The organism is Azospirillum sp. A23 (assembly GCF_042938965.1).
Taxonomy (GTDB): domain Bacteria; phylum Pseudomonadota; class Alphaproteobacteria; order Azospirillales; family Azospirillaceae; genus Azospirillum; species Azospirillum melinis.
Window position 1 is genome coordinate 59,877 of sequence record NZ_CP170667.1, and the last position, 20,887, is coordinate 80,763.

Annotated in this window: 22 protein-coding genes; 9 read left to right on the plus strand and 13 right to left on the minus strand. The window is 67.4% G+C overall.

All coding sequences use genetic code 11. From position 1 onward, the window contains the following. Positions 1-145: 145 nt before the first annotated feature. Positions 146-1,252: a cytochrome-c peroxidase gene (locus ABNQ40_RS17630; protein WP_109051869.1), complete on the plus strand. Its 1,107-nt coding sequence runs from the start codon at positions 146-148 to the stop codon at positions 1,250-1,252. A 99-nt stretch (positions 1,253-1,351) separates the two neighbouring features. Here the strand turns inward: ABNQ40_RS17630 and ABNQ40_RS17635 are convergent, their stop codons facing one another. Then, a complete protein-coding gene (locus ABNQ40_RS17635; RefSeq protein WP_109051870.1) occupies positions 1,352-1,789 on the minus strand; it encodes a cytochrome c in 438 nt (145 codons plus the stop codon). A gap of 383 nt (positions 1,790-2,172) precedes the next feature. On the opposite strand from ABNQ40_RS17635, the gene ABNQ40_RS17640 reads away from it, so the two are divergent. Continuing rightward, positions 2,173-3,378, plus strand: coding sequence for an aspartate transaminase (locus tag ABNQ40_RS17640; protein WP_109051871.1), 1,206 nt, complete (start codon positions 2,173-2,175; stop codon positions 3,376-3,378). An 83-nt stretch (positions 3,379-3,461) separates the two neighbouring features. Here ABNQ40_RS17640 and ABNQ40_RS17645 read toward each other — a convergent pair whose 3' ends face one another. After that, entirely contained in the window at positions 3,462-4,010 is a 549-nt protein-coding gene (locus ABNQ40_RS17645; RefSeq protein ID WP_109051872.1) for an NADPH-dependent FMN reductase, read from the minus strand. A gap of 324 nt (positions 4,011-4,334) precedes the next feature. On the opposite strand from ABNQ40_RS17645, the gene ABNQ40_RS17650 reads away from it, so the two are divergent. Next, on the plus strand, positions 4,335-4,532 hold the full coding sequence (locus tag ABNQ40_RS17650; protein WP_098738850.1) for a hypothetical protein: 198 nt from the start codon (positions 4,335-4,337) through the stop codon (positions 4,530-4,532). Positions 4,533-4,606: 74 nt separating this feature from the next. Here the strand turns inward: ABNQ40_RS17650 and ABNQ40_RS17655 are convergent, their stop codons facing one another. Further along, positions 4,607-5,368 carry an SDR family NAD(P)-dependent oxidoreductase gene (locus tag ABNQ40_RS17655; protein WP_109051873.1) on the minus strand — a complete coding sequence of 254 codons (762 nt, stop codon included), beginning with the start codon at positions 5,366-5,368 and terminating at the stop codon, positions 4,607-4,609. 187 nt (positions 5,369-5,555) lie between these two features. Between ABNQ40_RS17655 and ABNQ40_RS17660 the strand changes: the two genes are divergently transcribed. After that, complete coding sequence (locus ABNQ40_RS17660) at positions 5,556-5,981, plus strand: YkvA family protein (RefSeq protein ID WP_109051874.1); 426 nt, start codon at positions 5,556-5,558, stop codon at positions 5,979-5,981. 98 nt (positions 5,982-6,079) lie between these two features. Here ABNQ40_RS17660 and ABNQ40_RS17665 read toward each other — a convergent pair whose 3' ends face one another. The 7 genes from ABNQ40_RS17665 to ABNQ40_RS17695 form a co-directional block, all read right to left on the minus strand. Beyond that, positions 6,080-7,027: a DMT family transporter gene (locus tag ABNQ40_RS17665; RefSeq protein ID WP_247880060.1), complete on the minus strand. Its 948-nt coding sequence runs from the start codon at positions 7,025-7,027 to the stop codon at positions 6,080-6,082. A gap of 240 nt (positions 7,028-7,267) precedes the next feature. Then, complete coding sequence (locus tag ABNQ40_RS17670; protein ID WP_109051876.1) at positions 7,268-9,061, minus strand: sensor histidine kinase; 1,794 nt, start codon at positions 9,059-9,061, stop codon at positions 7,268-7,270. A gap of 196 nt (positions 9,062-9,257) precedes the next feature. Next, on the minus strand, positions 9,258-10,217 hold the full coding sequence (locus ABNQ40_RS17675; RefSeq protein ID WP_109051877.1) for an ornithine cyclodeaminase family protein: 960 nt from the start codon (positions 10,215-10,217) through the stop codon (positions 9,258-9,260). A 115-nt stretch (positions 10,218-10,332) separates the two neighbouring features. Next, complete coding sequence (locus ABNQ40_RS17680; RefSeq protein ID WP_098738869.1) at positions 10,333-10,734, minus strand: lipopolysaccharide assembly protein LapA domain-containing protein; 402 nt, start codon at positions 10,732-10,734, stop codon at positions 10,333-10,335. 63 nt (positions 10,735-10,797) lie between these two features. Continuing rightward, a complete protein-coding gene (ihfB, locus tag ABNQ40_RS17685) occupies positions 10,798-11,079 on the minus strand; it encodes an integration host factor subunit beta (protein WP_085090428.1) in 282 nt (93 codons plus the stop codon). Positions 11,080-11,347: 268 nt separating this feature from the next. Then, positions 11,348-12,622: a pentapeptide repeat-containing protein gene (locus ABNQ40_RS17690; protein WP_109051878.1), complete on the minus strand. Its 1,275-nt coding sequence runs from the start codon at positions 12,620-12,622 to the stop codon at positions 11,348-11,350. Positions 12,623-12,628: 6 nt separating this feature from the next. Beyond that, positions 12,629-13,579 carry a hypothetical protein gene (locus ABNQ40_RS17695; protein ID WP_109051879.1) on the minus strand — a complete coding sequence of 317 codons (951 nt, stop codon included), beginning with the start codon at positions 13,577-13,579 and terminating at the stop codon, positions 12,629-12,631. A gap of 280 nt (positions 13,580-13,859) precedes the next feature. On the opposite strand from ABNQ40_RS17695, the gene ABNQ40_RS17700 reads away from it, so the two are divergent. Both ABNQ40_RS17700 and ABNQ40_RS17705 read left to right on the plus strand, forming a co-directional pair. Next, entirely contained in the window at positions 13,860-15,002 is a 1,143-nt protein-coding gene (locus tag ABNQ40_RS17700) for a Do family serine endopeptidase (protein ID WP_109051880.1), read from the plus strand. Positions 15,003-15,073: 71 nt separating this feature from the next. Beyond that, positions 15,074-15,844 (plus strand): hypothetical protein, encoded by a 771-nt coding sequence (locus tag ABNQ40_RS17705; protein ID WP_109051881.1) that lies wholly within the window; start codon positions 15,074-15,076, stop codon positions 15,842-15,844. A 51-nt stretch (positions 15,845-15,895) separates the two neighbouring features. On the opposite strand, the gene ABNQ40_RS17710 is transcribed toward ABNQ40_RS17705, so the two are convergent. Then, entirely contained in the window at positions 15,896-16,147 is a 252-nt protein-coding gene (locus ABNQ40_RS17710) for a hypothetical protein (protein WP_109051882.1), read from the minus strand. 475 nt (positions 16,148-16,622) lie between these two features. Here ABNQ40_RS17710 and ABNQ40_RS17715 point away from each other — a divergent pair, with 475 nt between their 5' ends. Both ABNQ40_RS17715 and ABNQ40_RS17720 read left to right on the plus strand, forming a co-directional pair. Continuing rightward, a complete protein-coding gene (locus ABNQ40_RS17715; RefSeq protein WP_146255526.1) occupies positions 16,623-16,889 on the plus strand; it encodes a hypothetical protein in 267 nt (88 codons plus the stop codon). Positions 16,890-17,039: 150 nt separating this feature from the next. After that, positions 17,040-17,258 (plus strand): hypothetical protein, encoded by a 219-nt coding sequence (locus ABNQ40_RS17720; protein WP_109051884.1) that lies wholly within the window; start codon positions 17,040-17,042, stop codon positions 17,256-17,258. Positions 17,259-17,270: 12 nt separating this feature from the next. Here the strand turns inward: ABNQ40_RS17720 and mtnA are convergent, their stop codons facing one another. Beyond that, complete coding sequence (gene mtnA / locus ABNQ40_RS17725; protein WP_109051885.1) at positions 17,271-18,362, minus strand: S-methyl-5-thioribose-1-phosphate isomerase; 1,092 nt, start codon at positions 18,360-18,362, stop codon at positions 17,271-17,273. A gap of 183 nt (positions 18,363-18,545) precedes the next feature. Here mtnA and ABNQ40_RS17730 point away from each other — a divergent pair, with 183 nt between their 5' ends. Next, positions 18,546-20,216, plus strand: coding sequence for a sensor histidine kinase (locus tag ABNQ40_RS17730; RefSeq protein WP_109051886.1), 1,671 nt, complete (start codon positions 18,546-18,548; stop codon positions 20,214-20,216). A gap of 98 nt (positions 20,217-20,314) precedes the next feature. Here ABNQ40_RS17730 and ABNQ40_RS17735 read toward each other — a convergent pair whose 3' ends face one another. After that, positions 20,315-20,782 carry a Dps family protein gene (locus ABNQ40_RS17735; RefSeq protein WP_098738879.1) on the minus strand — a complete coding sequence of 156 codons (468 nt, stop codon included), beginning with the start codon at positions 20,780-20,782 and terminating at the stop codon, positions 20,315-20,317. Between the last annotated feature and the right edge of the window lie 105 nt (positions 20,783-20,887).

The following is a 20,887-nucleotide window of genomic DNA, read 5'->3' on the forward strand; positions in this document are numbered from 1 at the left end:
TTCCAGTCTAGAATGACTCCAGATTGATCCGCACAAAACGCCACGAAACCAATGATGCCGGCCCGATTTCCCGGATCGATCGACCTTTGCCTGGATGAAGCTTCAGGTTGCGGTGGGATGTCGGCCGGCCGGGGGACCGCCAGTCATGCACGCACATACCGGACACCGGCCGACTGCCGGATTGAAAGGCCTTCTGGTCGCCGTCACCGCCGCCTTGGGCATCCTTGCCGCCACCGCCGGCACCGCGGCGGCCGCAGATCCGCCGGCTGCGGGCGGCGACGCCCTGATGGGCCGCGCGCGCGAGCTGTTCAAGCCGCTGCCCGCCACCCTGCCCGTGGTTCGCAACAACGCGGTCACCCGCGAGAAGATCGAGCTGGGCAAGATGCTGTTCTTCGATCCGCGCCTGTCGGCCAGCGGCATCTTCTCCTGCAACAGCTGCCACAATCTGGGGCTCGGCGGCGTCGACGGGCTGGAAACCTCGGTCGGCCATGGCTGGCAGAAGGGGCCGCGCAACGCGCCGACGGTGCTGAACGCCGTGCTGAACGTCGCCCAGTTCTGGGACGGCCGCGCCGAAGACCTGAAGGCCCAGGCCAAGGGGCCGATCCAGGCCGGTGTGGAGATGAACAGCACGCCCGACCGCGTGATGGCGGTGCTGAACAGCATTCCCGCCTATCAGGCCAAATTCGCCGACGCCTTCCCGAACGAGAAGAATCCGGTCAGCTTCGACAATGTCGCCATGGCCATCGAGGCGTTCGAAGCGACGCTGACCACCCCCGCCGCTCCGTTCGACCAGTATCTGGAGGGCAAGGCCGACGCGCTGACCGACACGCAGAAGGCCGGGCTTGAGCTGTTCATCGACAAGGGCTGTTCCGGCTGCCACAACGGCGTCAATGTCGGTGGCCACGATTACTTCCCCTTCGGCGTCGTGACCAAGCCGGGGGCGGAGATCCTGCCGCCGGGCGACAAGGGCCGCTTCGCCGTCACCAAGACCGCCGACGACGAGTATGTCTTCCGAGCGCCCACCCTGCGCAACGTCGCGCTGACCGCCCCCTATTTTCATTCCGGCAAGGTGTGGGACCTGCGTCAGGCGGTCGCGGTGATGGGGTCGAGCCAGCTCGGCGCCACCCTGTCCGACCAGGAGATCGACAAGATCACCGCCTTCCTGACCGCCTTGACCGGCCAGCAGCCGCGTGTCGACTACCCGCTGATGCCGGCCAGCACCCCGGCCACGCCGCAACCCGTCTTCAAGTAAGGCCCGTCTTCAAGTACGGCATATCCCGAAGAAACCCCGGCCAAAGAAAAAGCCCTTCCCCAAGCCGGTGGGGAAGGGCTTTTCCGTCGGGAGCGCCGCTTATTCGGAACGGTAGCGCTGGTGGCAGGCCTTGCAACTGTCGGCCATCGCACCGAACGCCTTGGACGTGGCAGCCTTGTCGCCGGAAGCGGCGGCGACCTTCAGCGCCTGGGCGGAGGCCTGGAGGCCCTGCGCCTTGGCGGTGAAATCCGGGAAGTTGGCCCAGATCACTTCCTTGGCCGCCGTCTTGCCCTTGTCGGAGCCGGGCGGGAACAGGCTGGGGATCCTGGCGGCGAAGGCGTCGATGCGATCGGTGACCGGACCGATGGCGGCGAGGTCGCCCTTGCCCACTGCGTCCTTGATCTCGCCCATCGCCTTCTTGTAGTCCTCGAACCCGGCCTTGCGGGTCTGGATCACGTCCTGGGCCAGAGCAACGCCGCCGGTCAGCATCAGCGCGGCCGACGCCGCAAGCACGATACGGGAAAACACGGTTCTCATCCCTTCGTTGAATTTTGTCCCCAACGCCAGACCTTACACACCGCAACGCCGAAGCTGTCAAGTGAAGCGGGCATGACGGTGCAGTGCCGTCATGGCGTTCATTTGTGCTGTAAGAAATAATGCTGCGAAGGATAGAGGGTGGAATTTGCCGCTGCTGCGGGTTCGACCCGTGGAGGGGTGGGAATACGCGCGGACGCGATCCGGTACGGCACCGCCACAGGGCGGAAAAACCGCCGAACCATGCGGCTTTCACCGGCCAACCGGCCTTGCAACCGGGGTAGAGCGGAAGTAAGGTCCGGCCTCGCGCCTTCCACCCGGAGGGGCAGGCGTCTCACCGACGTCTCCGCCACACCGTCTCCATAGCCCTGAGGGGGCCCATCGCCATGTCGATCATCGCGTCCCGCCTGTCCCGCATCAAGCCGTCGCCGACCATCGCCGTGACCAACAAAGCCCGTGAACTGAAAGCGGCCGGTCGCGACGTCATCGGCCTGGGTGCCGGCGAGCCGGATTTCGATACCCCCGACAACATCAAGGCGGCCGCCATCAAGGCGATCGAGTCCGGTGACACCAAATACACCGCGGTGGACGGCACGCCCGCTCTGAAGAAGGCGATCTGCGCCAAGTTCGAGCGCGAGAACGGCCTGAACTACACGCCCGAGCAGATCACCGTCGGCGTCGGCGGCAAGCAGGTGCTGTACAACGCCCTGATGGCGACGCTGAACCAGGGCGACGAGGTCATCATCCCGGCGCCCTACTGGGTCAGCTATCCGGACATGGTCGAACTGGCGGAAGGCACGCCGGTCGCCGTTTCCTGCCCGGCCGAGCAGGGCTTCAAGCTGCAGCCCGCCGATCTGGAAAAGGCGATCACGCCGAAGACCAAGTGGCTGATCCTGAACTCGCCGTCGAACCCGTCGGGGGCGGCCTACACCCGCGCCGAGATGAAGGCGCTGACCGACGTGCTGGTCAAGCATCCGCATGTCTGGGTGATGACCGACGACATGTACGAGCACCTGCTGTATGACGACCTGGAGTTCGTCACCCCGGCCCAGGTCGAGCCGTCGCTGTACGACCGCACCCTGACCGTCAACGGCGTGTCGAAGTCCTACGCGATGACCGGCTGGCGCATCGGCTATGCCGGCGGCCCGAAGGAGCTGATCAAGGCGATCGGCGTCATCCAGAGCCAGTCGACCTCCAACCCGACCTCCATCGCCCAGGCCGCCGCCGTCGAGGCGCTGAACGGTCCGCAGGACTTCATCAAGGAGCGTGGCGAGGCCTTCCGCCAGCGCCGCGATCTGGTGGTGTCGATGCTGAACCAGGCCAAGGGCCTGCATTGCCCGAAGCCGGAAGGCGCCTTCTATGTCTATCCGTCCTGCGCCGGCACCATCGGCAAGACGACTCCGGACGGCAAGGTGATCGAGACCGATGAGGATTTCGTCACCTACCTGCTGGAGTCCGAAGGTGTGGCCGTCGTCCAGGGTTCGGCCTTCGGCCTCGCCCCGCACTTCCGCATCTCCTACGCGACTTCGACGGAAGCGCTGGAAGAGGCGTGCAAGCGCATCCAGCGCGCCTGCGGCAACCTGCGCGACTGATAGCGTTCGCAGGACCTGAACAAGGAAAAGGGCCGGCTCCGCAAGGGGCTGGCCCTTTTCCTTTGGGCACTATTTCGCGGCGATCATCCTGTCGCGATCATCCTGTCAATGGCGCCGAGCGTGAATTTCAGCACCGCTTCGTCGGCCAGCTTGCCGTCCTTGATCTTCTCACCGACGCCACCGATCACCACCTGGGGGCCGCCCAGCAGCTTGGCCGGAAGCGCCAGCAGCGTGTCGTTCACCTGCTGGTGCGCCCGCACGCCACCGGTGAAGGCGGGAGAGTTGGAAATCACCAGCACCGGCTTGCCGATCAGCGCCGACTTGCCGTAGGGGCGCGAGGCCCAGTCCAACGCGTTCTTCAGCACGCCCGGCATGCCGTAATTGTATTCCGGCGTGACGATGACGACGCCGTCGGCGTCGGCAATGGCCTGACGGAAGGCGTGCACCTCCGCCGGGGCGTCGGGCGTGTCGATGTCCTGATCGTAGAGTGGCAGGCGCAGGTCGCGGATGTCCATGCTGGCGCCGGCCGGCAGGGCGTCCTGCAGTCCGCGCAGGATGGCCAGCGAGTTGGAGTTGCTGCGCAGGCTGCCGGGCAGGCCCAGCAGTTTGGCACGCACCGTTGCATCGGTCATGAAGCGGTTGCCTTTCCTGTAGTCTTCGATCTGTTTTCTTACGGGCAATTGCCGGTCCCGGTCCAGTCGATGGAGTTGCGGGACGGACCCAATGGCGCTGAAATGGTCGGTGCAGGCCCGGCTTTCCAACAGGCCATGCCCGCGTTGCCATCAGGGCAAGCCCGGAAGGGCAACGCATGCCGGCTGTGACCATCTTGGGCTGCGACTGTTGATTGGCTGGATGACTACCCACTTAGAGGCCACACAAAGGGTAGGACGCGCCACCGGGCGCGGCCATGGGATTCGGGCTTCGGTTCTGACGGATCGGAAAAAAGGGGAGGCGACATGGCGACGCGGCGACTGGATCGGGACGATCACGTCCGGAAACATCTGGCGCTGATGCTGCAGGAATGGCAGGAGATGACCGGCCGCGACATGGCGACCGCCACTGCCGACCAGCGGCTTCAGCACTGCACCACCCAGCTGATCGACCTGCTGGGCGAGGCGGAACGCGCCGACGAAGCCGCCATGGCTGAAGTCTGAAGGCACGTCATCGATGGTTGCAGGAGCGGCCCGAGCCTGATGGGGTTAAGCCGCTCCTGACCGATGCGATGGCCTTACTGGGGCGCCATGCGGATGGCGCCGTCCAGACGGATGACGTCGCCGTTCAGCATCTCGTTCTCCAGGATATGCTGCACGAGGCGGGCATACTCCTCCGGCTTGCCGAAGCGCTTGGGGAAGGGGACAGTGGCGGCGAGGCTGTCCTGGACCTCCTGCGGCATGTTCAGCAGCATCGGCGTGCCGATCAGGCCGGGGGCCACCGTCATCACGCGGATGCCGTGGCGGGCGAGATCGCGGGCGGCGCAGATGGTCAGGGCGACGATGCCGCCCTTCGACGCGGCATAGGCGGCCTGCCCGATCTGCCCCTCATAGGCGGCGACCGAGGCGGTGTTGACGATCACGCCGCGCTCGCCGCTGTCCAACGGGTCCAGCTTGGCCATGTCGGCCGCAGCCAGCCGCAGGATGTTGAAGCTGCCGATCAGGTTGACCTCGATCACCGACCGGAAATTCTCCAGCGGCATCGGGCCATCGCGGCCGACGATGCGCTGGGCGGGCGCGATGCCGGCGCAGTTCACTGCGATGCGGGCCGGCCCATGGGTCGAGCGCGCCTGATCGAGCGCCCGCTCGGCCGAAGCGCCGTCGGTGACGTCGCAGACCAGACCCAGCCCGCCGATCTCATGCGCGGTCTTCAGCACCGCGTCCTCGTTGACATCCAGTACGGTCACCTTGGCGCCGAGCCCGGCCAGATGGCGTGCCGTCGCCGCCCCCATGCCCGAGGCGCCACCGGTGACGATTGCGGACAGTCCCTGGATGTTCATGGCATCTCCTCCTTAATTGCGACCGGTCCGCGGATGGCGCCGGCCTTGTGTCCAACAGGATGCGATCGCACTTGTTGTTTACCAGATGGCCGCCGAACCATACCACACCGTATGGTCAGATACATCATGCCGCCGCCGCAGTCTGCCATCTGCGAACGGGCCAATTCCAAAAGGGATTCTCGCGTCCATGACCGTATCGTCCGTCTCTCCCTCCCTTGGCCGCTCTCTGGGCACCGGCACCGCGCTGACGGTTTCCGATCCCGACCGGGTCGAGCGGGACGAACGGCTGGTCCGCCGCCGCTTCTGGCAGAAGCTGCGGGCCAACCTGCATCGCGTACCCTTCCTGGAGGAGCTGCTGGCCGCCTATTTCTGCGCGACCGATCCGGCGACCCCGTACCGGGCCAAGGCGATCCTGCTGGCGGCGCTGGCCTATTTCGTGCTGCCGGTGGATGCGGTGCCGGACTGGCTGTTGATCGCCGGTTTCACCGATGACGCTGCGGTGCTGGCAGCCGCCGTGCAGACCGTGCGCACCAACCTGACCCCGGGCCATTGGCTGCGGGCGAAGGAGGTCCTGCGCGCCGAAAAGGGCGGAGAGACGCAAAGCGCCGGTTAGAGTCTGTCTGGTGCTTATTGAAGCTCCAGACAAACTCTAACTTTTTGGTTTTCCGCGTGATTCACGCTTCAAGCGATTCCGCTTGAAACGATCACACTTTAGTCAGGCTTCGACCGCGCCATCTTGCGGCCGTCTGCCGCGTCGCGGTGCATGGTGTAGAGGGCGGAGCCGGCGATCACCAGGGCACCAACCCAGCCCCACAGGTCCATGGTCTGGCCGAAGACGATCCAGGCGACGATGGCGGTGAAGGGCAGCCGGGCATAATCATAGGGCATCATCGCCGAGGATTCGGCCAGCGACAGCGCCTTCGTCATCGCCAACTGCCCCATTGTCAGGATGCCGCCCAGCAGAGCCAGCCAGCCCAGCGTGCCCAAGCTCGGCCAGGTCCAGACGAACAGCGCCGGCACCAGGGCCATCGGGGTGACCAGCAGGCCGAGGAAGGTGACGATCACCGGAGAGCTGTCCTTCCGGCTGAGCAGCCGCATCTGCAGGACGGTGCCGGCCGCGGCGACGCAATGGACGAACAGAGCCAGAAAGGCCAGATCGATCGGCGCCGCTCCCGGCCTCAGCACGATGATCACGCCGATCAGGCCGGCGCAGACCGCGGCCCAGCGCCGTGGCCGCACCCGCTCGCCCAGAAGCACTGCCGCTCCCGCTGCCACGAACAGCGGGATGGCGAAGCTGACCGCCGTCGCGGTGGGCAGCGGGATTTGGGAGATGGCGTAGAACCAAGCGCTCATGGCGCAGAGCGTGGTCAGCGCCCGCATCACATAGGGTCCGAGCCGCCGCTCCGCCAGCACCGCCCGGCAGGCCGGCGCGCCGGCCGTCAGCGCCCAGGGCAGCATCCACAGCAGGCTGAACAGGTTGCGGAAGAACACGACCTCCAGCGGGTCCATCACCGTCGAGGCCCACCGCACCGCCGTGTTGCCGATTCCGAACAGCAGTGCCGACAGCAGCATGAAGCCGGCGCCGAGCAGAAGCCGGTTGGACGGCGCCCGCAGGCGGGGGGCGGCGTCCATGGAAGAGGCGGAGACGGTCACAGTCATCGTCCCTGGCAAACCGTTGGCGGATGGTCCGGTCCGGCTTGCGGGAGGCCGTTAGCGCAAACATGGATCCGTCAGGACCGTTTGCGGTCGGACTGCCCGCGGCCAGCGCCGCGACAACGATCCTCCGAAGGAAACCTCGCCAGCGCAAGCAAAATACGAGAATGAGACGTTATTATACTCCCGTATGACGGGTGTTGGTTCGGAAGTTGCGAAGTTCGGACTCTTCCTCGGTAGGACAGCCTATTCCGGGCTGCCGCCAACGATGAGGCTGTGCGGCAGGCTGATCGTGAAGCGCACGCCGGGATCGGTGTTCTCAATCGACAGGATGGCGTCCAGCTGTTTGGACAGGGTGTGGATCAGCCGCATGCCCAGGCTGCGGCTGCGGCGCCAGTCGAAATCGGGCGGCAGGCCGACACCGCGGTCGCCGACGATCATCTGCAAGGTCTCACCGTCCCGCCGCAGCCCGACGACGATGACGTTCGTGTCTTCCGGGGCTCGGTCAGGAGCGCCGGCCTGCGATCCCGCTGCCACGCCGACCATGGTGGAGGCAAGCGGCCGGTAGGCGTGCTTGATGGCGTTCATCACCAGTTCGTTGGCAAGCAGGCCCAGCTGCACCGCATGGTCGGTCGGCACCTCCACCGGTTCCACCACCAGCTCCAGCCGCCAGTTGCCGCCTTCGGAGCGGGCGGAGCGTTCCAGATCCCGGCACAGCTCGGTCAGATAGTCGTGGAAGGGGATGAAATGGACGTCGTCCACGCGGTAGAGCAGACGGTGGATGTCGGCGATGGCCTGGACGCGGCGTCCGGCTTCCAGCAGATGCTCGCTCAGTTGTGCATCGCCGACCGCCTGCCCCTGAAGGCTCAGCAGGCTGGAGACCACCTGCAGGCTGTTCTTGATGCGGTGGTTGGCCTCGCGCATCAGCAAATCCTTCTGCGCCAGCACCGCGTCGCGCTCACCGATGGTCCGCTCCAGCGAGGCGGTGCGGTCGCGCACCCGCCGCTCCAGCTCGCGCTGAACCTGCCGGGCGGCACCGGCCTGCCGGAAGCCGAAGACCGACAGGGCGGCCAGCGCCATGGCCGCCGCCGCCGCCAACCCGGCATAGGGGGCGATCAACCGCTGCCAGGACGCCAGAATCGGTGCCAGATCCAGCCGGACGACCACATGGACGGGCCAGCTGTCGACCCGGCGGTGGGCAACGATGGTGGCGGCGTCGCGGGCGACGCCGCCGTCCGGCTCGACCTCGATTGCCCGGCGGGCGGTGTCGGACAGTGGGGTGGGCCCGGCGGAGCTGTCGGGCTCGCGCACCAGCACGTCGAGGCTGCCGGCCCGCACCAGGATGGTCACCGGCTCGTGCGGGAGGTCCAACTCCTTGTAGAAGCCGGACAGGTAGGACGGATCGATGGTGACCGAGGCGATGCCGCGGAAGCCGCCATCCGGTTCGGACAGCCGGCGGCTGAGCAGGAAGGTGGCCTTGTTGGTCACCCGGCCGATGATGCGGGGGCCGACATGGGGCTGGTCGACCAGGCGGCCCTGCTGCGCGTTGCGCTGATGGAACAGGAAGATCTCGCGGTCGGACGCATCGGAATAGGGAGCCGGGAAGGCTGCCGTCGTCAGCCGCAGCAGTCCCGTCGCATCGTTCAGCCAGATGGCGTCCAGGAAGGGCAGCCGGGCACGCTGGGCGTTCAGCTTCTCCCACAGGGCGCGCGACCCCGCGACCTCGGTCCAGGGCCGGCCGGCGCTTTCCTGGGCGGCGTATTCCACCAGCAGGTCGGCGGCATCGAACAGGCGGGCGGCATGTTCAGCCAGGACACGAACGGCCGCCCGTGCGCGTTCCTGCGCCCCATCGATAGCCCGTTCGCGCGACTGCACCCCGACGACCACGGTGACCACGGCGAGGAACAGGAAGCCGCAGGCGGCCAGCCAGCCGATGGCGGCCTCCAGCCTCGGCTTGCGGAAAGGCAGCGCGCCGTCCGCAGCAATGCGTTCGGAACCGGTGGACTCGTCGAAAAGCGGGGGGAGGGCGGGGCCATTCAATCGGCCGTTCCTTTCCCTTCGATGTGGATCGCCATACAGGTTGTCGGGCGGGTGGTCAGAATCGTGGAATAGTAGCGCAGGGTCAGCTGTCAGTAACCTTATCTTTCGTAGACTCAAGGTTACGCTTGGTTCCGACAAGACCGGCCCGGCGGCCAAAGCGATTCAAAGGCCGAAGCGATTCAAAGATCGAACGGCTTCAACGGATCGAATCGTTGTGCAGCACCATCTCGGTCGCCAGCCGGGCGGCGCACAGGTCGGCCAGGGCGGTGCCCACCGACTTGAACAGGGTGATCTGATCGTAGAAACGCCGGCCGGCACGTTCGCCGCGGCCAAGTTCGAACAGGTCGCCGGCGATGTCGTCGGCGGTCAGCACGCCGGAGGCCACCGGCTGCGCGATGTCGCCGGCCTCGGCCGGCGTGCGGTCGCGGCAATCGACGAAGACGCGCGCGCGGCGGATGCACTCGTCATCGACCTCCCGCATCTCCGGCGTCACGCCGCCCAGCAGGTCCAGATGCTGGCCCGGCTGCAGCCAGTCGCCATGGATCAGCGGGCTGTGCGATGCGGTGGCGCAGACGACGATGTCGGCGCCACGCACCGCCCCTTCGAGGTCGGCGGTCGCCTCGATGCGGAATTTCGGCCGGTGGAAACGGGCGGCAAGCTTGCGGGCCTTCTGGGGATCGCGTCCCCAGACCAGCACATGGCGCAGCGGCCTCACCGCGGTGTGCGCCTCCACCAGCTCAAGGGCCAGCGGACCGGTGCCGACCACCAGCATCCGGTCGGCATCCGGCCGCGCCAGATAGGAGGCGGCGAGTGCGGAGGATGCGGCACCGCTGCGCCGGCCGAGCGTGGCGGAGGAGTCCATCAGAACCTGGGGCACACCGGTCTTGCCGTCGACCAGCAGATAGACGCCCTGGGTCCGCGGCAGGTCGCTGCCGGCATTGTCGGGAAAGACGGTGTCGATGCGCAGCCCGATCGCCTGATTGACCTGCCAAGCGGGGGCAAGCAGCAGTGCGGCGTCATTGGCGCCATAGGTCTCGACCCGATGGCGGTGGGCCGGCGGGGTTTCCACGCCGGCGCGAAAGGTCTGCCGCAAGCGTTCGACGAGCATGCGGTGGTGCAGAACGGATCGAAGCTCGGCGCCGCTGACGGTGCGCATGGAACCCCCTCCCGCCGGCCGGCATGGCGTTCCGCCCCGATGGAAGAGAGCGGAACACCTGAACTGCTAAGGCTAACCTATCGCCCTGGCCCAACGGCCCTGGCCCCGATGATGCTCAGTGAACGGTCGGCGCGCTGCCCTGGGCGGCCGCTACCGGCAGGGTGGAGCCTGGCAGCGTGCCCGAAACCGGGCCGGAAACCGGACGGGTGCTTTCGGCCAGACGCTTCTCGGCGGCGGCGGCGCGGGCCTGCGCCTCCTTCAGCTCACGCTCCAGATACAGCACGCGGTTGCCCTCGCGGCGGGCGCGGCGGCGATGGCGGCGCTGGCTGTTCCAGACAATGAAGCCGCCGGCCACGAAGCCCACCACCAGCGCGATCAGCGTGGCCAGATACACCGGCGTTTCGAGCGTGAAGGGCAGCGGCCACAGCGACAGGGTCACGATACCGCGGTTGGAGATCGCGAACAGGATCGCGACGAGGGCCACGGGAATGGTGACGATCCAGGAAAGATGGCGCAAGGCTAAGGTTCCTTGAGAGTGATACGGCCGGAATACGGCGCTGAGACATGGCCGGACCGGCGCTCACTCCGTGTTCAGACGCTCGCGAAGCTGCTTGCCGGTCTTGAAGAAAGGAATGCATTTCTCGCCGACGTCAACCGATTCCCCGGTCCGGGGGTTGCGACCCGTGCGCGCGTCCCGCTTCTTGATGGAGAAGGCGCCGAAGCCGCGCAGCTCCACCCGGTCGCCCCGCGCCAGCGCCTCGGTGATCTCGTCGAAGATGGTGCCGACGATCTTTTCGATGTCGCGCTGGTACAGGTGCGGGTTTCGCTCTGCCAGCCGTTGGATCAGTTCCGACTTGGTCATGACCGTTGACGTTCCCCCATTCGATGCGGGCACATTAGGTCGGATTGCGCCGCGCTTGGACAGCAGCGTGCCACCGGGCGAATAAGGCGTCAAGCCCCACCCGCGGTGCTAAGCCGTTACGACACAATCGTTTTTCCGAACGGTGGAAGGTGTTTTGCCACCAAAGAACCTGTTCCTTCCAGGGCGCCCGGCGGCAATCTCCGGCATGGATCGTGACGGAAATTTGAAAGCAATCAACGGCTTCGCGAAAGAAAACCCGGGCACCGGCTCAGGTTCCGCTCAGCCGCGTTCCTTCCAGGATGGCGCCTTCCAGCACCGCCGACGAGCGGTCGCAGCCGGTCAGGTCGGCCAGGGTCAGGTCGCTGCCCTTCAGGTTGGTCTGGGCCAGCGAGGCACCGGCCAGCCGTGCCCGCACCAGCGATGCGCGCATCACCTTGGCCCCGGCGCTGACCAGCAGCATGCCCAGGTTGGCGCCGTCCAGCCGGCTGTCGATCAGGATGGCGCGGTCCAGCTTCACCCCGCGCAGGTCGGCGCGGCTGAGATCGGCGGACCGCAGGTCGGCACCGTCGAATTGGGCGGCCTGGAGTTGGGCGCCGTTCAGCCGGGCGTGGCGCAGCCGGGCGCCGCTGCCCTTGGCCAGCGTCAGGATCTTGCCCGTCAGATCCGCCCCTTCCAGGTTCAGCCCGGTCAGGTCGAGCTGACAGCCCTGCTTGCCGCTGGTGCCCAGCCAGATCATGTGCTGGCGCAGCATGCTGTCCAGCTGGTCCACCGGCAGGGCCGGCAGTTCGTCTGCGACCGATTCATCCGGTTCCGGCTCCGTCGCCGGGGGCTGGAGCGGCGCCTGCCGGGCAGCAGCGGCCTGCTCGTCGGTGCGGATCGCCTGTTCCAGACCTTCGGCGTCCAGGCTCGCCCCCTCCAGGATGGCGCCGCGCAGGTCGGAGCCGTTGAGGTCGGCCCCGCGCAGATCGGCACCGGAGAAGTTGGCCCCGCGCAGGTCGGTGCGGTCCAGCCGGGCGCCGGACAGCCGGGTGTTGGTGAAGTCAGCCGCCTGGGCGAAGCTGCCCGACAGCTTGGCCCGCGCCATGTCGGCGTTGGTCAGGCGGGCCGATGCCATGTCGGCGGGACCGGGGTCGAAGCCCACCACCTTCAGTTCGCCGGCGCTGTTGCGGTTGACCATGCTGCCGTCGCGCAGGTCGACCTCCACCATGGTGGCGCCGTCCAGCTTGGCGCCGCGCACGTTGGCGCCGCGCATGTCGGTGCGGAACAGCCGCGCCTCCGACAGGTCGGCACCGCGCAGGTCGGCGCCATACAGGTCGGCATGGTCCAGCACGGTGCCGCGCAGGTCGGCGTCGCGCAGGATGGCGCCGGCCAGATGGGCGCCGGTCAGGTTACGTCCGGCCAGCGACAGGCCGGACAGGTCGAAGAAGGGCAGATTTGCGCGGGCGCCGTTCGGACGCCCTTCGGCGAATCGGACATGACGCTCGCACACACGGTCGAGCTGGTCCTGGGTCAGGCGGATGCGGGATTTGCCGTCTTGCGCCATGGCCGGTCACGCGAACAGGGCGTCGATGTCGGCCTGCGAGATCTGGCTGCCGCCATCGCCGCCGCCGGGATCGGCAGGCGGCGGAGGGGGCGGCGGAGCCAGCTTCGCGACAGGAGGCGGGGGAGGCGGCGGGGGTGGGGAGGGCTCCACATCGGCCGGCAGCGGCTCGGCCCGCTCCGCAATCCCCGGCACGCTGTCGAACAGCGCGTCGATGGCGTCCTGGCTGACCTCCGGCCCGCCCAGCTGCGGTCCGTTCAGCAGATGCGCGTCCGGCCGGGTGTCGCCCAGCTTGCGGTGCGAGGACACCTCGCCCGAGGCATGCTGCTGGGGGGCGACGGCCAGCCGCTCGACGCCCCAGATCTCGATCATCGTGTTCACGCGCTCTTCGATGTAGCGCAGCGTGTTGACGACCTTGGTGGTGCGCTGGCCGGTGATGTCCTGGAAGGAACAGGCGGTCATGATCTCGATGCACCATGCCTCGATCGCGTCGATCCGTTCGGCCAGATCGTCGTCGTCGCGTGGAATCGACATGGTGATTTCCTGAATCTTCTCCGTCGCGTTCAGGATGTCGGTGGTGGCGCGTTCGGTGGCGGCGACGATCTCGTCCAACTCGCCGGTCGCGGCCTCGATCCGGTTGGACCCGGTGTCGGTCGCCTTCAGGGCCGCGATGTCGCTGCGCGCCTCGCGCACCACCTGGGTGATGGCGGTCAGTTCCTGCTGGATGCGCGGATCCTCGCCGGGGGCGAAGGCGGTGAAGGCGCTGGGCGAGGTGCCGCTCAGCCGGTCGACCTGGGTGCCCAGCTTGTCCACCAGCCGGTGGAACTCGTCGGAGGCGACGACGCGGCTGCGCCGGTCGCGCATGCGCAGGAAGGCCCGCCCCCGTGCGGTCTGCGACAGGGCCTCTTCCATCTGCAGATACTCTTGCTCGGTCAGTTCGAGCAGTGACCCGCCGCTCATAGCGCTCAACCCGTTCCTCGACAGCCGCGCTTTCCCGGCATCTCCGGGGCCGCGCCGACCGTCGTCCTATACCACCGTATTTCTTTACCGGGAGTTTCCGACGCCACCACGTTATCATCGATGCTGCGGATTTGGCCGACAGGGCACGGCCATGGAGGCCGGCACGGCTCTGAAGGCCGTCAAACGGCCGACCGGCTTGAACAGACTTCGTTTTTATCCCAAATCAGCTCGATCGATGGCCATCTCGCCTTAGAAATTCCCAGCAGGAAAGGAACAGTCCATGAAGACGGCGGTGCGTCCGGTGATGTTTGCGGCGGCGGTCGGGATCGCGGCGCTGACCGGCTGCGCGCTGGTGGCACCGGCCGACTCGGCGCTGGGCCGGATCGGTTCCGCCATCGGCCTCGGCGCCTCGCCGGCCGAAGCGGCGCTGCCGCTGGGTGCGGTCGGCGGCGGCACCATCGCCCCGATGCTGGAGCAGGTGACGCCGGCCGTGGTGAACATCTCGGTGCTGAGCCAGGCGCCCCAGGCGGAAAACCCGCTGCTGCGCGACCCGTTCTTCCGCCGCTTCTTCAACCTTCCCGACCAGATGCCGCAGTCCAAGCCGCAGGTCAGCGCCGGGTCGGGCGTGATCATCGATGCCCGCAATGGCTATGTCGTCACCAACAACCATGTGGTGGAGAACGCGCAGGAGATCGCGGTCACCCTGAAGGACCGCCGCCGCCTGCGCGCCAAGCTGATCGGCCGCGACGCCGCCACCGACATCGCGCTTTTGCAGATCAAGGCCGACGGGCTGGCCGCGCTGTCCATCGGCGACTCGGACCGCACCAAGGTCGGCGACTTCGTCGTCGCCATCGGCAACCCGTTCGGACTCGGGCAGACGGTGACCTCCGGCATCGTCTCGGCAATGGGCCGCAGCGGGTTGAAGATCGAAGGCTACGAGGACTTCATCCAGACCGACGCCTCGATCAACCCAGGCAATTCCGGCGGCGCCCTGGTCAATTTCCAGGGAGAGCTGATCGGCATCAACACCGCCATCATCGGCCCGGCCGGCGGCTCGGTCGGCATCGGCTTCGCGGTGCCGGTCAGCATCGTCCGGTCGGTGGTGGAACAGCTGCGCGAATATGGCGAGGTGCGGCGCGGCCGGCTGGGCGTCGCCATCCAGGACCTGACGCCCGACCTTGCGGAAAGCATGAGCCTGAAGGGCGACGAAGGCGCGCTGATCGCCAAGATCGAGCGCGGATCGCCGGCCGACAGCGGCGGTCTGCGCAGCGGCGACGTGGTGATCGCGGTCGATGGGCGGCCGGTGCGCAGCGCCACCGATTTCCGCAACCGCATCGGCCTTCTGCGCGTCGGCACGCCGGTGCAGTTGACGGTGATGCGCGAGGGCGGGCAAAAGTCGGTCACTGTCCGAACCCAGCGTTGACTCCACCCCAGCGTTGTCCCCCCAACGTTGGCCAAAGTGAATGGACCGTCGAGGAGCCACCCCGTACCGGCATGATGCGTTCGAACCCTCCCCGCCGCCCGGCCGCTCCGCCGGCGCCCACGCCCGGCCGCAGCGCGGCCCAGCGGCAGCGCGAGATCGCGACGCTGCTGATGCGGCTCGACGCCATGCTGAAGCAGTCGGCCGAACTGGCCCAGACGGCGCGCGAGCGGGTGTCGGTTGGCGGGCTGGCCCGCTATCGCCGCTTCAGCCGGCGGGTGCGCGACTTCTTCGCGCTGGCCGCCCTGACCCAGGAGCGGCTGGACGCGGCGCCGGAGGAGATGGAGGATCTGATCGACCCCATGACCACCGCTCTGGAGCGTCTGCACGCCCGCATGGTGGTCCAGTTCGTGGAGGGCAGCGCCGCCTTCTTCGCCAGCTTCGCGCGGGTGAAGGCCCTGCCCATCGGCACCCATGAGATGTGCGGGGTGGAACTGCGCGGCGTCCTGGAAATCCGCAAATTCCTGGACGACCCGCTCTATGAGGGGGAGCGCGGGCAGGCCCTGCGCGGCGAGGCCGACCGCATCGCCGCCCTGATCCGGCGGGTGATGGACCGCATCCCGCCGCTGCCCGATTTCGGCGACGAACCCAGCATCGGCCCGCGCGGCACGCTGAACAGTCCGTTGAAGGGCCCCAACGCCCATCTGCCGCCCGGCCGCGCCGCCGCCCGCCCGGTCGTTGCCCGTCCGAGCAGCATGCCGCCGGTTGCCCCGCCGGTCCCGAACCCGAGCACCGAGGTCCGCTCCCTCAGCCTCGATCAGTTCGAGGACGACGAGGAGGAGTAGGGAGGTGAGGGGCCGGATAGACCGACCGTCCCCCCTGCGTCCCCTGGACGCTCAGCGCCGGTGCCTGCCCTCGTCCGCCGTCAAGGCGCCGACCGCCGCGCCGGCGGCACCGCCCAGCAATCCGCCATAGACGGCGCTGCCGCCGGTGACGGCACCGATGGCCGCACCGCCGGCCGCACCGATGGCGCCGCCGGTCAGCGCGCGGTTCTCGCGATGGTTCAGGTTCGAACAGCCGCCGAGCAGGGGCGCGCCGATCAGCAGCGCCATCGCCCCGGTGGTGAATGTCCGCATGGTGGTCTTCATCGGTCTCTTCCTTCGAACACAGGCACGTCGATAAGCCGACCGCCACCCGGCCGTCAGGTCGGGAACAGGCGGTCAAGCTTATGTTTGGTGAGTGGCGTTGGTCCTTGCTGTGACCATTTAGGGGTATCGATCCCATCCGATCGAGGCTCCCCACTCCTTTTGGATTGCAAGCGGCACGGAAGGTTGGGCGGATGTGCGGCATGGACCATGCGCCACGGCGTGTACGCCAGTTCAGGTGTCCGGCATCAGGAATAAATACATTTAAATTATGGTTACCAAATGGTGTGGTAAGATCACATAAATTGTGTACGGTCATTTGCAAATAGTTTGAAATTTTCCAGTGAAAACTTCTTGTGAATTGGCTGGGAAACCCTTTAGGACCTCATCCACTACCCCTTGGGGAAGACAGAGATCAGCTCCAGCTGCGGGCGTGCAGATGCCCAATGCCCAAAGGCCGACACTGGGAAGACTAGAGATGACAATCGACGACAGCGACTTAGACAGGAACCGGCCGCTCCGCTCGCCATCCGACTCTCCGATGGGGCGGATCGTCGAGATGGCGTTCAGCGGCCTGTGGGTGATCCGGCGGCGGGGCGCCCTGGCGGAGATCGGTGGCCGGCTCTACTGGTCCGACCGCGCTTCGCTGGAGCAGGCTGCCGCGCGGGCCGGCATTCCGCTGTCCGCCGATGTCGTGCACACCGGCCGTCTCGACACCGACTGCTTCGACCCCGGTCACCGCTAGCCAGCCACCGATGGGAACGGTCCATTCACCTTCCGGGGGATGGAACAACGACGAACGGACAGTTGCATGGGCGGTAGGCTGCTCCCAATATCCGGAGGATCGGCAAAGGTCAGAACCGGCCGTCCCGCAATCTCCGTTTCATTGGGGCCTATGGAAGACATCGACCGCCAAAGAGCGCTGGCCTATTTCGAAAGGCTGGGAAAAGAGCGGGTTCGACTCTATACCGCCATCGACTGCGACCGTTTTCTCGGTGACTGGCAGGTCCGTGAACTGGCCGATCAGTGGCTTGATGCCAAGAATGCCGAAGACAGACCGCGCCAGTTGGGATGGCCGCTGCTGCGGCGGCTTCTATCCAACCGTCGCCCCTGATCCTATCGCCCCTCACCCCCGCTCCGGAAACAGCCCCAGCAGTCCTTCGCGCGAGGCGGCGCAGACGCCGCGTTCGGTGATCAGGCCGGTCACCAGCCTTGCCGGCGTGACGTCGAAAGCGTAATTCGCCACCGGGCTGCCGTCGGGGGTGACGCGCACCGTCTCGATCCGGCCATCGGCGGTGCGGCCGGTCACCTCGCTCACCTCGCGGCCGTCGCGCTCCTCGATGGGAATCTCCCGCACACCGTCCGCGATGGTCCAGTCGATGGTCGGCGAAGGCAGCCCGACATAGAAGGGCACGCCGTTGTCGTGAGCGGCCAACGCCTTCAGATAGGTGCCGATCTTGTTGCAGACGTCGCCGGTCGCGGTGGTGCGGTCGGTGCCGACGATGCACAGATCGACCTTGCCGTGCTGCATCAGGTGGCCGCCGACATTGTCGGCGATCACGGTGTGGGGAACGCCATGCTGCTTCAGTTCCCAGGCGGTCAGGCTGGCGCCCTGGTTGCGCGGCCGGGTCTCGTCCACCCAGACATGCAGCGGGATGCCCTGTTCGAAGGCGGCATAGACCGGGGCGAGCGCCGTTCCCCAATCGACGGTCGCGAGCCAGCCGGCGTTGCAGTGGGTCAGCACGTTGACCGGCTCCCCCGGTGCCTTGCATGCCGCCGCGGCGCGGATCAATGCTGCGCCGTGCAGGCCGATTGAGCGGTTGATCTCGACATCCTCGTCGGCGATGGCCGCAGCCTCCGCCTCGGCGGCGCCGATGCGTTGCGACTCGGGTAGGAGGGCCACCCGGCCACGCATGCGCTCCAGCGCCCAGCGCAGGTTGACGGCGGTCGGGCGGGTTGCCAGCAGGGTGGCGCAGGCCTGTTCCAGCCCAAGGTCACTGGCGTCGCGGCGCAAGGCCAGCGCCACGCCATGGGCCGCCGCCGCACCGATCAGCGGGGCGCCGCGCACCAGCATGGCGCGGATGGCGTGGGCGGCCTCCTCCAGGCTGGTCAGGCGGACGACGGCGAAATCGTGCGGCAGTCTGGTCTGGTCGATGATGGCGACGACACCCTCGCCGTCCGGCCAGATGGTGCGATAGGCCGTCCCGTCGATCCGCATAAAACTATCCTCCCCATGCCTGCTGGAGTCTTGCCAAGTCCTTACCAACGCGGGATGACTTTGTCGGCACCCCACAATAGGTGGTGGCCGCTGCCGCTTCAACACGGGTAGCCTTCGGCGGAACCGTCACCTGCCGGGCGGTGTTACCGTTTCCGGCTAAGAATGAAGTGGCCGTATCTCCAGATGGTTTCCGACACGATGCCGTTGCGCGCGCTGCGTTCCCAATCCTCTCCGCTCTACCGGCTGCCCGGTTCGGCGCTGGTCCTGATTGCCTGCACCGCCGCGGTTCTGCTGACCATCGGGCTATCGGCCGTCTTCGCCTGGCGCGACCGCAACGAGGCGGTCCAGCAGGCGACCGGCGTCGCCGGCAACATCGGGCTGCTGGCGGCGGAGCATGCCGCCCGTCTGATCGAGTCGGGCGACCTGCTGCTGACCCAAACGGCGACCTTGGCCGGTCAGGCCGGCACGCCGCTGCCCGACGATGCGGCGACCCGCGACCGCATGGCCTTGCTGGCGGCCAGCGCTCCCCATGTGGTCGGGCTGGAGATCCGCGATGCCGCGGGCGCCCTGCGGCTGTCGAGCCTGCCGGACGCAGCGCCCGGCGCCGGCATGCCGGCGCTGAAGCCGAATGGCATGACCATCGGCAGCGGCCGGATGGGCAGGCGCGCGGTGGTTGTCCTGGCGCAGCCTCTGCCGGGCGGTACGGCCGCCAGCGGTTCCGGTGCCGCGCCGCGCGGCTGGGCGGTGGCGGGGCTCGACGCGCGGGCCTTCCGCGATGTCTACCGCGCGCTCGACGTCGGCTACGGCCACAGCATCTCCATCATGCTGGCGGACGGAACGCCGCTGCTGCGCGAGCCGGAGGGCGGCGGCACCACGGGCGGCAATCCCGGGGATGAAGCTGCCAGCCACGCCGACGACATCACCGTGACCCGTCCGATCGGCGACACCGGCCTGTCGGCCGCGGTGACCATCACCACCGAAAGCGTCCTGCGGCGCTGGAGCGAGCGGCTGTGGATTTACGCCGCCTTCGCCGCCGCGGCCTGCGCGACGGTGGCGGTGATCGGCGCGCTCGCCATCCAGCGCGCCCGGAAGGAGCGCGAGGCCGAGGACGCCCTGCAACACGCCTACGACACGCTGGAGGAAAATGTCCATCAGCGCACCGCCCAACTGGAGCGGGCCAACGCCCAGCTGGAAGCGGCGGTGACCGACAAGGAGGTCCTGCTGAAGGAGGTTCAGCACCGGGTGAAGAACAACCTTCAGGTCATTTGCAGCCTGCTGCGCTTGCAAGCCGCCCGCATCGACGAGAGGGCGCGGCGCGGCTTCGACGAGAGCCTGCGCCGCATCCAGACCATGAGCCTGCTGCACGAGCTGCTCCACCGTTCGGCCGAGCCGGCGCACATCAACTTTGCCGACGCGCTGCGCCAGATGTGCGACGGGCTGGTCCGTTCCGACAATCCGACGGCCGCCCGGTTGGAGCTGGAGGCGCAGGACTGGATCGTCGATGCCGACCGCGCCACGCCGCTGGCCATCGCCACCAGCGAGTTGGTGTCCAACGCCCTGCTGCACGCCTTCCCGCATGGTCATCCGGGAACGGTGCGCGTGCTGTTGGAACACGAGGAAAACGGCATGCGGCTGATCGTGCGCGACAACGGCGTCGGGCTGCCTGCCGGCATGCCGAGCCAGCACAAGCGCCCAAGCCGCGGCGGCGCCAGCAGCGGGCTCGGCCTTAATCTGGTGCAGGCGCTGTCGCACCAGGCCGGTGCCACGCTGAAGATCGAGCGCGACGGCGGCACAATCTTCACCCTGACCATTCCCAACCTGCCGGTCCGCCAGCACGCCAAGTCAGCGGCGTAAGGAAAAGGATCGGACTGAAAATGGAAAGGGCCTCCCATCCTGCCGGACGGGGAGGCCCTGACTTTGTGCGGCCGACCGCAAGGCGGCCGGCGCGGTGACTACTCCAGCATGCTGCGCAGCATCCAGGCGGTCTTGTCGTGGATTTGCAGGCGCTGGGTCAGCAGGTCGGCCGTCGGCTCATCGCTGCCCTGCTCGGCCAGCGGGAAGACGCCGCGGATGGTGCGGGCGGCAGCCTCGTGGCCTTCGACCAGCTGGCGGATCATGTCGTTCGCTTTGGGAACGCCCGCCTCTTCCTTGATCGAGGCCAGCTGCGCGAACTGCGAGAAGCTGCCCGGCGCCGGATAGCCCAGGGCGCGGATACGCTCGGCGATCTCGTCCAGGGCGGTCCACAGCTCCGTATACTGGGTCATGAACATGGTGTGGAGCGTGTTGAACATCGGACCGGTGACGTTCCAGTGGAACGAATGGGTCTTGATGTAGAGCGCGAAGGTGTCGGCCAGAACCTTGTTCAGCCCTTCGGCGATGGATTTGCGGTCTGCGTCCGAGATCCCGATGTCGATCTTCATGCTTCGATCCTTGTTGTTGGGTCCTGCATCATACCCCGGCTCTAGCGCGGCCGTAACCGGCCTCAGCCCCCGCGGCCCCGGGACAAGAGCTTGGGCGCAGGCGGA